The following is a 13,215-nucleotide window of genomic DNA, read 5'->3' as shown; positions in this document are numbered from 1 at the left end:
CAAAAGAGTAAGTCCTGGTGGCTTAAAAATAAAATTGATTATATATTTATAACCAATCTGAATAAGTGTTAAGGCGTGTCCACTATGCATATCACACTGCGGCAACTTGAAGTCTTCGCTGAAGTCCTCAAAAGCGGCTCTACTACTCAGGCTTCGCAAATGCTGGCGTTGTCTCAGTCTGCGGTAAGTGCGGCGCTGTCCGACCTCGAAGGGCAGTTAGGCGTGCAATTATTCGATAGGGTAGGTAAGCGCCTGGTTGTCAATGAACATGGCCGTTTGCTGTATCCGCGCGTGGTGGGTTTGCTTGAGCAGGCAACAGAAGTCGAACAACTGTTTAAAGAGGATAATGGTGCTATTCGCGTTTATGCCAGCAGCACGATAGGCAATTACATTCTGCCGGAAATGATTGCTCATTATCGCCGCGCTTTTCCAAATCTCCCGCTGGAAATGAGCGTTGGCAATAGCCAGGATGTGATTAACGCAGTTGCCGACTTCCGGGTTGATATTGGTCTGATTGAAGGGCCGAGCCATATGACCGAATTGGTGACCGAGCCGTGGCTGGAAGATGAGCTGGTCGTGTTTGCGCCGCCAGACGCGCCGTTATTACAGAAACCCGTCACGCTGGAAAGCCTGGCTGAACAGCCGTGGATCTTACGTGAAAAAGGCTCTGGTACGCGCGAAATCGTCGATTATCTGCTGCTTTCACATCTGCCGCAGTTTCATCTTGGGATGGAGCTGGGGAATTCAGAGGCGATTAAACATGCGGTGCGCCATGGTCTTGGCATCAGCTGCTTGTCGCGTAGGGTGATTGCCGAGCAGCTCGAGTCCGGCACGCTGGTGGAAGTTGCGGTGCCGTTGCCCCGGTTAACGCGCACGCTGTACCGTATCCATCACCGTCAAAAGCATATTTCTAACGCGTTGCAGCGCTTTTTACGCTACTGCGAGGAATGAAGCGGCGCAAGGCCATGCTCCCGGCAAACTTCTGGCGCGCGGGCGTAGGCCCAGCCCAGGTCTGTGGGAGAAAAGAATAAAATGTGCCTTCGTAGCGCAGTCCCAACGCTGCGGTCATTTATCATGTCTCAGCCAGTTCGGGCTGCTCATCGTAGGTTTTGCTAATAATCGAGTGCCGATCATGAAGCTCTCTTATAACGCGGCATTTCTGCTAGATGAACAAGGATGATTTGTTACAATCGCGCCTCATTTTTACGAAGGACCGCAATTTTCTATGGTTTCTCAAGATAAGACAACACAAGTGCCAGGCTTACGCCGTGAGTTAAAAGCGCGCCACTTAACGATGATCGCCATCGGCGGTTCTATCGGAACCGGGCTATTTGTTGCCTCTGGTGCAACCATTTCTCAAGCGGGCCCTGGCGGCGCGTTGCTCTCCTATATGCTGATTGGTCTGATGGTGTACTTCCTGATGACAAGCCTCGGCGAACTTGCTGCGTACATGCCGGTTTCAGGCTCCTTTGCCACTTACGGGCAACAATACGTTGAAGAAGGCTTCGGTTTCGCACTGGGCTGGAACTACTGGTACAACTGGGCGGTAACTATCGCTGTTGACCTGGTCGCATCACAATTGGTGATGAACTATTGGTTCCCTGACACCCCGGGCTGGATCTGGAGTGCACTGTTCCTTGGCATCATGTTCTTGCTGAACTACATCTCCGTTAAAGGCTTTGGTGAAGCAGAATACTGGTTCTCACTGATTAAAGTGACCACGGTTATCATCTTTATCATTGTCGGTTTAATGATGATTCTCGGCATCTTTAAAGGTGCGCAACCTGCTGGCTGGAGCAACTGGGCAATTGGTGATGCGCCGTTTGCTGGTGGATTCTCCGCAATGATTGGTGTCGCGATGATAGTCGGCTTCTCGTTCCAGGGGACTGAGCTGATTGGTGTTGCTGCAGGTGAATCTGAAGACCCTGGCAAGAATATTCCACGTGCTGTGCGTCAGGTGTTCTGGCGTATCCTGCTGTTCTATGTGTTCGCGATTCTGATTATCAGCCTGATCATTCCTTACACCGATCCGAGCCTGCTGCGTAACGATGTAAAAGATATCGGCGTGAGCCCATTCACACTGGTATTCCAACATGCTGGTCTGCTGTCTGCAGCGGCGGTAATGAATGCCGTTATTCTGACTGCGGTACTGTCTGCGGGTAACTCCGGGATGTATGCATCCACTCGTATGCTCTACACCCTGGCTTGCGATGGCAAAGCACCACGCATTTTCTCTAAGCTCTCCAGAGGCGGTGTGCCACGTAACGCACTGTATGCAACTACTGTTGTAGCGGGCTTGTGCTTCCTGACTTCTATGTTCGGTAACCAGACAGTTTATCTGTGGTTGCTTAACACCTCAGGTATGACTGGCTTCATCGCCTGGTTAGGTATTGCGATCAGCCACTACCGTTTCCGTCGTGGTTATGTGAAACAAGGTCTTAGTCTTAACGATTTGCCGTATGTTTCTGGCTTCTTCCCGCTGGGGCCAATCTTTGCCTTCGTACTGTGCCTGATCATCACGCTCGGCCAGAACTACGAAGCATTTCTTGCCGATAAAATCGATTGGGCAGGCGTAACGGCTACCTATATTGGTATCCCATTGTTCCTGGCAATCTGGTGGGGCTATAAGATTACGAAAGGCACTCATTTCGTGAAGTATGAAGAAATGACGTTCCCGAAAACGTTTAAAAAGTAACTTTGAAGGGCGCGATTATCGCGCCCTTTTTTATCCCTTCTCGCATCATCCTTCTGCATTAATCCCTTTCGAGACATTACAAACATTAACAATTTGATTGATAACCATTCTCGTTTAATTTATGGTGTCGCCACGCTTTACCACGGCTGGATGTCGATGAGTACAGCGCGCAGTTGTTTGCCAAAGTAGCCAGCAACGCATTAAGGAATGTGAGCGCAATCCATCGTTTTTGTTTGCCATTCACCTCATGGAGAAAGGAATGTTAAGGTTGAATCCCATCGTCCGGGGAGGACTTTGCGCGTCGATAATCAGTGCTGCGTTTCCGGTTATTGCCGAAGAACGCGAAGACACCATGGTTGTTACTGCTTCTGCGACTGAGCAAAACCTCAAAGATGCTCCTGCCAGTATTAGTGTCATCACCCAGGAAGACCTGAAAAAGAAACCGATCCAGAATTTGAAAGATGTCTTGCAGGAAGTCCCGGGCGTGCAGCTCACTAATGAAGGGGATAACCGCCAGGGCGTCAGTATTCGTGGTCTGGACAGCAGCTACACACTGATTCTGGTTGATGGCAAGCGGGTGAACTCGCGCAACGCAGTATTCCGCCACAATGATTTTGACCTTAACTGGATACCGGTTGATGCCATCGAGCGTATCGAAGTGGTGCGCGGGCCAATGTCTTCGCTCTATGGTTCGGATGCGTTAGGCGGTGTGGTGAATATTATTACGCGCAAAGTTGGCAAAGCCTGGCATGGCACCGTAACGGCGGATACCACCATTCAGGAAAAACGCGATCGCGGTGATTCCTATAACAGTAACTTTTTTGCCAGTGGCCCAATCATTGACGACCTGCTTGGGGTGAAAGTTTACGGCAACCTCGGCAAGCGCGAGAAAGATAAACAAGAGACTTCCAGCACTAGCGCAACAGGTGAAACTCCGCGTATTGAAGGTTTTACCACCCGTAGCGGCAGCGCTGAATTTGCCCTGACACCAACAGAAAATCAGGACATGAGCTTTGGCTATGGTTTTGACCGCCAGGACCGTGATTCGGACTCGCTGAACAAAAACCGCATGGAGCGCCAGGATTACTCGATTTCCCATAATGGACGTTGGGATTACGGCAATACCGAACTGCGTTTTTATGGCGATAAGATTGATAACCTCAATCCAGGCAATAGCTCGCCAATCACCTCCCGCAATAACAGTCTCGACGGCAAACTGGTTCTGCCATTGGGCGAAATTAACCAGTTACTGACCTTCGGTGGGGAATGGCGACACGATAAGCTGTCAGACCCGGTAAACCTCACGGGTGGCAATAGCTCTGAAACGTCTGCCAGCCAGTATGCATTGTTCTTAGAAGACGAGTGGCGAATTTTTGAACCGCTGGCGTTGACTACCGGCGTGCGTATGGATGATCACGAAACCTACGGCGATCACTGGAGCCCACGCGCATACCTCGTGTACAGCGCGACAGATACCATCACCATGAAAGGTGGCTGGGCAACGGCATTTAAAGCACCATCGTTACTACAACTTAGCCCGGACTGGACCAGTAACTCTTGCCGTGGCTCTTGTAAGATTGTCGGCAGCCCGGATCTGAAACCTGAAACCAGTGAAAGCTTCGAATTAGGGTTGTACTACTCAGGTGATGAAGGCTTGCTGGACGGGGTTTCAGGCAGCATCACTACCTTCCAGAACAACCTTGACGATATGATTGATATCAATCGTACTTCGAGCCGTACCGAAGCGCCGTCTTATCCAAACTTTGTTGGATTTGACAGTGCGGGCCGCCCAATCTTCAAATACTACAACGTCAACAAAGCACGCGTTCGTGGTGTTGAAACCGAGTTGAAAGTGCCGTTCAGCGAGCAGTGGAAACTTACACTGAACTACACCTATAACGATGGCCGTGATTTGAGTGGTGGTGGTAACAAACCGCTGGCATCTCTGCCATTCCACACCGCTAACGGAACGGTAGATTGGGCACCATTAGATGACTGGTCATTCTATGTTTCCGCGAACTACACCGGTGAGCAACGTGCTACAACCGACGGCTCACCAACACCTGGTGGTTATGTAGTGTGGAACACAGGTGCCGCGTGGAAGGCGACGAAAAGCATCAAGCTACGTGCAGGGGTGATGAACCTCGGTGATAAAGATCTGAGTCGTGACGATTACAGTTACAACGAAGATGGTCGTCGTTATTTTGCTGCGGTGGATTACACGTTCTGATTTTACCCTAACCCTCTCCTCAGGGAGAGGGCCGGGGTGAGAGCATTAATTACGCCAAATGCTCTGCATGGAAACGCAGATGGTCTTCAACAAACGATGCAATAAAGTAGTAACTGTGATCGTAACCCGGCTGCACACGCAGCGTTAGCGGCCAGTTTTTCTGACGTGCTACTTCAGCAAATTGTGCCGGTTGCAGTTGATCTGCAAGGAACTGATCCGCATCACCTTGATCGATAAGCACTGGAATGGCGTTGGTACTATCAGCCTGCATCAACAAGCAGCAGCTATCCCATTCGCGCCATTTCTCTTCGTCTGCTCCTAAATAAGCATTAAAGGCTTTTTGGCCCCACGGCACGCGCGTTGGGTTTACGATCGGCGCAAAGGCCGAAACGGAGCAATAACGACCTGGGTTTTTCAATGCGATGCTTAATGCACCGTGGCCACCCATTGAATGCCCAAAGATAGAGGCTTTCTCGCTGATACTGAAGTTATTGGCAATCAGCGTTGGCAGCTCATCATTAATGTAGTCGTACATCCGAAAATGCTCAGCCCACGGCTGTTGAGTGGCATTGAGGTAAAAACCTGCACCCTGACCAAGATCGTAGCTTTCATTATTCGGCACATTTTCACCACGTGGGCTGGTATCTGGCATTACCAACACAATCCCTAATTCAGAAGCGACACGCTGCGCTCCTGCTTTGGTGGTGAAGTTCTCATCATTGCAGGTCAAACCGGACAACCAGTACAGAACCGGTGGAGGTGTGGTGCGAGGAGTTGGCAGAAAAATACTGAATGTCATTGGACATTTCAGTACCGCAGAATCATGGTGCCAGCGCTGTTGCCAGCCTTCAAAACATCGGTGTTCTTCGAGGAGTTCCATCCAGAGGCCCTTAATTATATTCAAGATCAATGAATAACTTTCACTTCTCCCCAGTCTAGCCATGCGGCATCATGCTGGCAACGAAATCGCAACATTTGGGGTGATAGTGGCGGCACGTATCGCGTTGACTGGGTTTCTGGTGTTGGTGGTTGCAATGGGCATTGGCCGATTTGCATTCACACCGCAAGTCCCATTAATGATAACTGAAGGGCAACTTACCTTAACCAGTGCGGGTTTGGTAGCAGCGATTAACTACCTCGGTTATCTTGCTGGCGCATGGGATGCCATGCGCGCACACCGGCGGGTAGAGTTGCGTTTGCACGCTGGCGTCTGGGGAGCGGTCATCCTGACGCTGCTTTCTGCTACCGTAGATTCAGCCCTGTGGCATGCGTTGATTCGTTTTCTGATTGGTTGCGCCAGCGGCTGGGCGATGGTGTTAATCGCCGCCTGGTGCAATGAGCAGCTGGCGCATTTAGGTAAGCCAGGGTTAAGTGCTGCGGTGTTCGCAGGTCCTGGCGCTGGAATATTTATCAGCGGTTTGATGGCAGTGGCAATCCATAGTTATGGCTTATCAGCAAGTCATGCCTGGCTTGTTTATGGCGCTTTGGCGCTGCTGTTTATTGCATTAATCGCCCGTAACCTGCCTGGCAAAGGGGAGCTTCACCGCCCGGAAACGGCACCTGAGCCGCTGGTATTAACGCCGCAACTCAAACGCCTGGTGTGGAGCTATAGCCTGGCTGGATTTGGTTATATTCTGCCAGCCACATTTTTATCGCAGATGGCCAGCGCACGTTTTCCTGGCAGCGCGTTTGCGCAGTTTGTTTGGCCAATATTTGGTGGAGCGGCAGTGTGCGGTATTTTGCTCGGCATTGCCGCGCGTCAAAAGTTGCAAAGCTATCAACGCCTGGCACTTGTTTTGTGGTTACAAGCACTTGGGGTATTCGCCTCAGATATGATTCCCGGTATGACCGGGTTGGTTTTAGGTTCGCTTCTGGTGGGTGGTGGCTTCTTATGTGCGGTGCAATTATCGCTACTTTATGGACGCGAACTGGCACCTGAACACACCCGTTATATGGCGGGATTACTGACTACCGGTTATGCGATGGGGCAGTTGGTTGGGCCGATGCTCTCGGCATTATCGACCTCGCTCATCGGACAGCTTGAGCCTGCGCTATATGTTGCGGGCTTTGCCTTATTAGTCGCAGGCGGTTTGGTCTGGCGAAGGTATTGACGATTTCAATAATTATTTAGGGCAATTAACGTTCACACTACTGGATTATGCGACTGTGCTCACGCACAATGAGCACACACTTTGCCCCATGTAGGGCCGAGGTCAGCCACACCTGCAGGAGAAAATAACATGTCATCACTAAGACCAGAAGCCGCATTGGTTCATGAAGCATTGGTTGCACGCGGCCTGGAAACGCCACTGCGCCCACAACTGCGTGAGCTCGATAACGAAACCCGCAAACGCGAGATTGCCGGGCATATGACGGAAATCATGCAGTTGCTGAATCTTGATCTCAGCGACGATAGCTTGATGGAAACCCCGCATCGCATCGCTAAAATGTATGTCGATGAGATTTTCTCCGGCCTTGATTACGCTAACTTCCCGAAGATCACCGTCATTGAGAATAAGATGAAGGTTGATGAGATGGTCACCGTGCGCAACATTACGCTCACCAGCACCTGTGAACACCATTTCGTGACTATCGACGGGAAAGCGACAGTGTCTTATCTGCCGAAAGACACCGTGATTGGCTTGTCGAAAATTAACCGCATTGTGCAATTTTTTGCGCAGCGTCCGCAGGTTCAGGAACGCTTAACACAGCAAATCCTGATTGCACTGCAAACCCTGCTTGGCACCAACAATGTGGCGGTATCTATTGATGCAGTCCATTATTGTGTGAAAGCGCGTGGTGTGCAGGATGCTACCAGTGCGACGACAACCACGTCTTTGGGTGGATTGTTTAAATCCAGCCAGAATACTCGCCAGGAATTCCTGCGCGCAGTGCGCCATAACTAACATTAACCAGGTAGGATGTATGAGTAGAAACGTTACGCTGGATTTTGTCCGTGGCGTCGCTATTCTCGGCATCCTGATGCTTAATATCGTGGCCTTCGGTTTACCGAAGGCGGCGTACCTTAATCCAGCCTGGTCCGGCTCCGCTACTGACCACGATGCCTGGACCTGGGCGATTTTAGATCTTTTTGCCCAAGTAAAATTCCTTACTCTGTTTGCTCTGTTGTTTGGTGCTGGTTTGCAGATGTTGTTACATCGCGGCAAGCGCTGGATTCAGTCACGTCTGACGTTATTAGTTCTGCTCGGTTTCATGCACGCTATTTTCCTTTGGGATGGCGATATTTTGCTGGCCTACGGTTTAGTGGGGTTGGTGTGCTGGCGTCTGATTCGTGATGCGCCGGGTAATCGTTCATTATTTAATACTGGCGTTATCTTATATCTCACCGGTATTGGCGTGCTGTTATTGCTAGGATTTATTTCCGGTGATGCACCGAACCGCTCATGGATCCCCGATGCCGCAAATTTGCAGTACGAGCAGTGGTGGAAGCTTAACGGCGGGACTGAGGCCATTAGCAATCGCATTGATTTGCTCTCATCAAACCTCGTTGCTCTGGGCGCGCAGTACGGTTGGCAACTGGCGGGGATGATGCTGATTGGCGCGTCATTAATGCGCAGTGGCTGGCTGCGAGGGGAATTTAGCCTGCATCATTATCGCCGCATTGGCGTGTGGCTGATTGTGGTTGGGATGCTAATTAACATACCTGCGATTTATGCCCAGTGGCACCTTGGCTGGATGTATCGCTGGTGCGCTTTCTTGCTGCAAGCACCGCGGGAATTGAGTGCTCCGTTTCAAACGATTGGCTATGCAGCACTCGCATTTGGCTACTGGCCACAGTTGTCGCGCTTGCGTCTGGTGAATGCGATAGCGCATGTCGGGCGAATGGCATTGTCGAACTATTTACTGCAAACAGTTATTTGCACCACCTTCTTCTTCCGCATGGGCTGGTTCATGAAGTTTGACCGTCTGAGCCTGTTGGGGATTGTGCCTTTTGTCTGGGCAATCAATATCTTATTCTCTATGCTCTGGCTGCGTTACTTCCGTCAAGGGCCGGTTGAGTGGCTCTGGAGACAACTAACCGCACGTGCTGCAGGGGTATCACTGAAGCATCCAGCAAGATAATGATATACATCACAAACGTTAACGATATGTATGTAAGCGTTTTCATTGATGTGATCATCCTCACGTAGTCATTCCCAAGTCGCTGCCAGAATAGCCACCTTGCCATATACAGGGTGCATTCATGAGACTAATTCCTCCTTCGCCTGGTGATAAATATGATCACCATTCGTGACGTTGCCCGAATCGCCGGCGTCTCCGTGGCGACCGTATCCCGTGTACTCAATAACAGCGCGCTGGTCAGTGCTGATACCCGTGAAAGTGTGATGCAGGCGGTGGCGCAATTGGGCTATCGCCCGAATGCTAACGCCCAGGCTCTGGCAACGCAGGTCAGCGATACTATCGGTGTAGTGGTGATGGATGTCTCCGATCCATTTTTTGGCGCGTTGGTCAAAGCGGTGGATGTTGTGGCACAGGAGCACAACAAATATGTGCTCATTGGCAACAGCTACCATCAGGAAGAAAAAGAGCGTCATGCTATTGAGGTATTGATCCGTCAACGATGTAACGCATTGATTGTTCATGCTAAAGCACTTGGTGATAAAGAGTTGGCCGAGTTCCTCGATCACATTCCAGGCATGGTGCTGGTTAACCGCATTGTACCGGGTTACGAACATCGATGTGTCGGGCTGGATAATATCAGCGGTGCTTTGATGGCAACAAGAATGCTGTTTAATCAAGGCCATCAGCGCATCGGTTATCTGGCATCGAGCCATGCAATTGAAGATAACGCGCAGCGTCGGGAAGGATGGCTGCGTGGCATGAGTGAGCAGGGGATTGTACCGCCCGAAAGCTGGGTCGGTGTGGGTTCACCCGATATGCAAGGTGGTGAAGCGGCAATGGTCGAGTTATTAGGCCGCAATCTGCAACTTAGTGCGGTATTTGCCTATAACGACAGCATGGCTGCAGGTGCGTTAACTGCGTTGAAAGACAATGGCATTGTCGTGCCACATCATGTCTCTGTGATTGGCTTTGATGATATTCCTATTGCGCGTTACACCGATCCGCAACTCACAACGGTGCGCTATCCCATTGTTTCAATGGCAAGACTGGCCACTGAACTGGCATTACAGGGTGCGGCAGGAACGCTCGATCATGGTGAAACACACTGTTTTATGCCGACTTTAGTTCGCCGCCATTCTGTTGCTCCACGGCAAATTGCGGCACCGATCACTCTCTGAAAAAAGTCTTTTATGTAACCGGTTTCAATTTGTGAGTAAATTCACAGTTAATTAACAATGCGATGACTATGATGTCAGCGTCTTATAAGCTGAAACTATATGTAACGGTGAATAATCAGTTTACGTATAGGTATTCGGCAAAAAACTATCAATAAAAGCTGTTATGGAACGTTATTGAACACGGAAGAGTTTTTTAGAACAGAAAAATTTTCGGCATTCAGTAACGTTTTTGTAACAACGCTGCCTGCCTGAATACCCCTAAGAACTACCCTGCAAAAAAACCGGAGATACCATGAATAAGAAGGTTTTGACCCTGTCCGCCGTTATGTCTTGCATGTTGTTTGGCGCAGCCGCTCATGCAGCTGATACCCGTATTGGCGTGACCATTTACAAATATGACGATAACTTTATGTCAGTGGTTCGCAAAGCGATTGAGAAAGATGCAAAAGCTTCGCCAGACGTAGAACTGCTGATGAACGACTCTCAGAATGACCAGTCCAAGCAGAACGATCAGATTGACGTGCTGTTGGCAAAAGGCGTGAAAGCACTGGCAATCAACCTGGTTGACCCGGCTGCTGCTGGCACTGTTATCGAAAAAGCACGCGGCCAGAACATTCCAATCGTGTTCTACAACAAAGAACCTTCTCGTAAAGCGCTCGATAGCTACGACAAAGCTTACTACGTCGGTACTGACTCTAAAGAATCAGGCATCATTCAGGGCGACCTGATTGCAAAACATTGGGCAGCTAACCCGGCCTGGGACCTGAACAAAGATGGTCAGATTCAGTTCGTACTGCTCAAAGGTGAACCAGGTCACCCGGATGCTGAAGCGCGTACTACCTACGTTATCAAAGAGTTGAATAATAAAGGTCTGAAAACCCAACAGCTGCAGTTAGATACTGCAATGTGGGATACCGCTCAGGCGAAAGATAAGATGGACGCATGGTTGTCTGGCCCGAACGCTAACAAAATCGAAGTGGTTATCGCCAACAACGATGCGATGGCAATGGGTGCAGTTGAAGCGCTCAAAGCGCACAACAAATCTTCTATTCCAGTATTTGGTGTAGATGCCCTGCCAGAAGCGCTGGCACTGGTTAAATCTGGCGCAATGGCCGGTACCGTTTTGAACGATGCTAACAACCAGGCAAAAGCAACCTTCGACCTGGCTAAAAACCTGGCTGCTGGTAAGCCTGCCGCTGATGGCACTAAGTGGAAAATCGAAGACAAAATCGTTCGTATCCCATATGTCGGCGTTGATCAAAGCAACCTGGCTGAATTTACGGGTAAATAAGTATTCTTCATACTTCGAGCCGCTGATGCGTTAACTGCATTCGCTCACCCCGGTCACTTACTTGAGTAAGTTTCCGGGGATTCAAGAGCTTGTCGCCTTTGCGCAATTCGGATTATTTTGAATATTGTTTTAACGGTGTCGAGTCGGACGTAATTTACGTTCGGCTCAATCCACTCAGTGACACTATTGGAACCGTAATTATGGTCGACAATATTACAAATCAGTCGTCGGAATATTTGTTGGAAATGACCAACATTAATAAATCATTCCCCGGCGTTAAGGCACTGGATAATGTTAATTTAAAAGTCCGTCCTCATTCTATTCACGCATTAATGGGTGAAAACGGGGCTGGTAAATCAACGTTATTAAAATGTCTTTTTGGGATCTATGCCAAAGATTCCGGCAGCATCCTTTTTCAGGGAAATGAAGTTAATTTTTCCAGCACCAAAGAAGCGCTGGAAAATGGTATTTCCATGGTGCACCAGGAACTTAACCTGGTTTTACAACGTACCGTAATGGATAACATGTGGCTGGGGCGTTACCCAACCAAAGGTGTATTTGTCGATCAAGACAAAATGTACCGTGATACCAAACATATCTTTGATGAACTGGATATTGATATTGACCCACGTGCTCGCGTTGGTACGTTGTCAGTTTCACAAATGCAGATGATCGAAATCGCTAAAGCGTTCTCTTACAATGCCAAAATCGTCATTATGGATGAGCCAACATCCTCACTGACAGAAAAGGAAGTTAACCACCTTTTCAAAATCATTCGTAAATTAAAAGAACGTGGTTGCGGCATTGTTTATATCTCTCACAAAATGGAAGAGATCTTCCAGTTGTGTGATGAAATAACCATCTTGCGTGACGGACAATGGATTGCCACCCAGCCATTAGAAGGGCTGGATATGGACAAAATCATTTCCATGATGGTTGGGCGCTCTCTGAACCAGCGCTTCCCGACAAAAGAGAACGTGCCGGGTGACGTGATTTTGGAGGTGCGTAATTTAACCTCGTTGCGTCAGCCTTCAATTCGTGATGTCTCCTTCGATTTGCATAAAGGGGAGATCCTCGGTATTGCCGGCCTGGTTGGTGCAAAGCGTACTGATATCGTTGAAACGTTATTTGGTATCCGTGAAAAATCTGCCGGAACTATTAACCTGCACGGTAAAAAAATTAATAACCATTCGGCGAATGAAGCGATTAACCATGGCTTTGCGTTAGTGACTGAAGAGCGTCGCTCGACGGGGATTTACGCTTATCTGGATATCGGTTTTAACTCGCTGATTTCTAATATTCGCAATTATAAAAACAAAGTTGGCTTATTAGATAATTCACGCATGAAAAGTGATACCCAATGGGTAATTGACTCAATGCGTGTAAAAACACCTGGCCACCGTACTTCTATTGGTTCGCTATCTGGTGGTAACCAACAGAAAGTTATTATCGGGCGTTGGTTGTTAACACAGCCTGAAATCTTAATGCTGGATGAGCCAACTCGTGGAATCGATGTTGGTGCTAAGTTTGAAATTTATCAGCTGATTGCTGAACTTGCTAAGAAAGGGAAAGGAATCATTATTATTTCGTCCGAAATGCCGGAGTTGTTAGGGATTACAGATCGTATTTTGGTAATGAGTAATGGCCTTGTTGCCGGAATTGTAGACACTAAAACAACCACGCAGAACGAAATATTACGTCTTGCGTCAGTGCATCTTTGATAATTTAGGGGCTATTG

Annotated in this window: 10 protein-coding genes; 9 read left to right on the top strand and 1 reads right to left on the bottom strand. The window is 49.0% G+C overall.

The features are described from left to right. The first annotated feature begins 84 nt into the window (after positions 1-84). The 3 genes from yieE (at position 85) to cirA (ending at position 4,925) form a co-directional block, all read left to right on the top strand. Positions 85-951, top strand: a complete 867-nt coding sequence (yieE, locus tag IX31_RS12780) for a DNA-binding transcriptional regulator YeiE (RefSeq protein WP_034458661.1) — start codon at positions 85-87, stop codon at positions 949-951. A gap of 274 nt (positions 952-1,225) precedes the next feature. Beyond that, positions 1,226-2,695: an amino acid permease gene (locus tag IX31_RS12775; protein ID WP_034458659.1), complete on the top strand. Its 1,470-nt coding sequence runs from the start codon at positions 1,226-1,228 to the stop codon at positions 2,693-2,695. Positions 2,696-2,954: 259 nt separating this feature from the next. Next, the gene (gene cirA / locus IX31_RS12770) at positions 2,955-4,925 is read left to right on the top strand and encodes a catecholate siderophore receptor CirA (RefSeq protein ID WP_034458657.1); all 1,971 of its coding nucleotides are present in this window, start codon (positions 2,955-2,957) and stop codon (positions 4,923-4,925) included. Between the two features lie 49 nt (positions 4,926-4,974). Here the strand turns inward: cirA and fghA are convergent, their stop codons facing one another. Then, positions 4,975-5,805 carry an S-formylglutathione hydrolase gene (fghA, locus tag IX31_RS12765; RefSeq protein WP_034458655.1) on the bottom strand — a complete coding sequence of 277 codons (831 nt, stop codon included), beginning with the start codon at positions 5,803-5,805 and terminating at the stop codon, positions 4,975-4,977. A gap of 106 nt (positions 5,806-5,911) precedes the next feature. On the opposite strand from fghA, the gene IX31_RS12760 reads away from it, so the two are divergent. The 6 genes from IX31_RS12760 (at position 5,912) to mglA (ending at position 13,198) form a co-directional block, all read left to right on the top strand. After that, positions 5,912-7,036 carry a YbfB/YjiJ family MFS transporter gene (locus IX31_RS12760; protein WP_034460068.1) on the top strand — a complete coding sequence of 375 codons (1,125 nt, stop codon included), beginning with the start codon at positions 5,912-5,914 and terminating at the stop codon, positions 7,034-7,036. A 129-nt stretch (positions 7,037-7,165) separates the two neighbouring features. Beyond that, positions 7,166-7,831 carry a GTP cyclohydrolase I FolE gene (folE, locus tag IX31_RS12755; protein WP_034458653.1) on the top strand — a complete coding sequence of 222 codons (666 nt, stop codon included), beginning with the start codon at positions 7,166-7,168 and terminating at the stop codon, positions 7,829-7,831. A 19-nt stretch (positions 7,832-7,850) separates the two neighbouring features. Beyond that, complete coding sequence (gene yeiB / locus IX31_RS12750; protein WP_034458651.1) at positions 7,851-9,008, top strand: DUF418 domain-containing protein YeiB; 1,158 nt, start codon at positions 7,851-7,853, stop codon at positions 9,006-9,008. A 155-nt stretch (positions 9,009-9,163) separates the two neighbouring features. Continuing rightward, positions 9,164-10,186 (top strand): HTH-type transcriptional regulator GalS, encoded by a 1,023-nt coding sequence (gene galS / locus IX31_RS12745; protein WP_034458649.1) that lies wholly within the window; start codon positions 9,164-9,166, stop codon positions 10,184-10,186. Between the two features lie 292 nt (positions 10,187-10,478). Next, positions 10,479-11,477: a galactose/glucose ABC transporter substrate-binding protein MglB gene (mglB, locus tag IX31_RS12740; protein WP_034458647.1), complete on the top strand. Its 999-nt coding sequence runs from the start codon at positions 10,479-10,481 to the stop codon at positions 11,475-11,477. A gap of 200 nt (positions 11,478-11,677) precedes the next feature. Further along, positions 11,678-13,198, top strand: a complete 1,521-nt coding sequence (gene mglA, locus IX31_RS12735; RefSeq protein ID WP_034458645.1) for a galactose/methyl galactoside ABC transporter ATP-binding protein MglA — start codon at positions 11,678-11,680, stop codon at positions 13,196-13,198. Positions 13,199-13,215 lie beyond the last annotated feature (17 nt).

Origin of the sequence: Buttiauxella noackiae, assembly GCF_000737905.1 — a bacterium.
Lineage (GTDB): Bacteria > Pseudomonadota > Gammaproteobacteria > Enterobacterales > Enterobacteriaceae > Buttiauxella > Buttiauxella noackiae.
The sequence above is the reverse complement of the archived record's forward strand: the minus strand, read 5'-3'. Positions and strand labels throughout refer to the sequence as shown.

Bases quoted from the DNA above. Each gene is read 5' to 3' on its own strand.
- yieE (WP_034458661.1), top strand. From the start codon at position 85: ATGCATATCACACTGCGGCAACTTGAAGTCTTCGCTGAAGTCCTCAAA.
- folE (WP_034458653.1), top strand. From the start codon at position 7,166: ATGTCATCACTAAGACCAGAAGCCGCATTGGTTCATGAAGCATTGGTT.
- fghA (WP_034458655.1), bottom strand. From the start codon at position 5,805: ATGGAACTCCTCGAAGAACACCGATGTTTTGAAGGCTGGCAACAGCGC.
- cirA (WP_034458657.1), top strand. From the start codon at position 2,955: ATGTTAAGGTTGAATCCCATCGTCCGGGGAGGACTTTGCGCGTCGATA.
- mglA (WP_034458645.1), top strand. From the start codon at position 11,678: ATGGTCGACAATATTACAAATCAGTCGTCGGAATATTTGTTGGAAATG.
- yeiB (WP_034458651.1), top strand. From the start codon at position 7,851: ATGAGTAGAAACGTTACGCTGGATTTTGTCCGTGGCGTCGCTATTCTC.
- galS (WP_034458649.1), top strand. From the start codon at position 9,164: ATGATCACCATTCGTGACGTTGCCCGAATCGCCGGCGTCTCCGTGGCG.
- mglB (WP_034458647.1), top strand. From the start codon at position 10,479: ATGAATAAGAAGGTTTTGACCCTGTCCGCCGTTATGTCTTGCATGTTG.
- IX31_RS12775 (WP_034458659.1), top strand. From the start codon at position 1,226: ATGGTTTCTCAAGATAAGACAACACAAGTGCCAGGCTTACGCCGTGAG.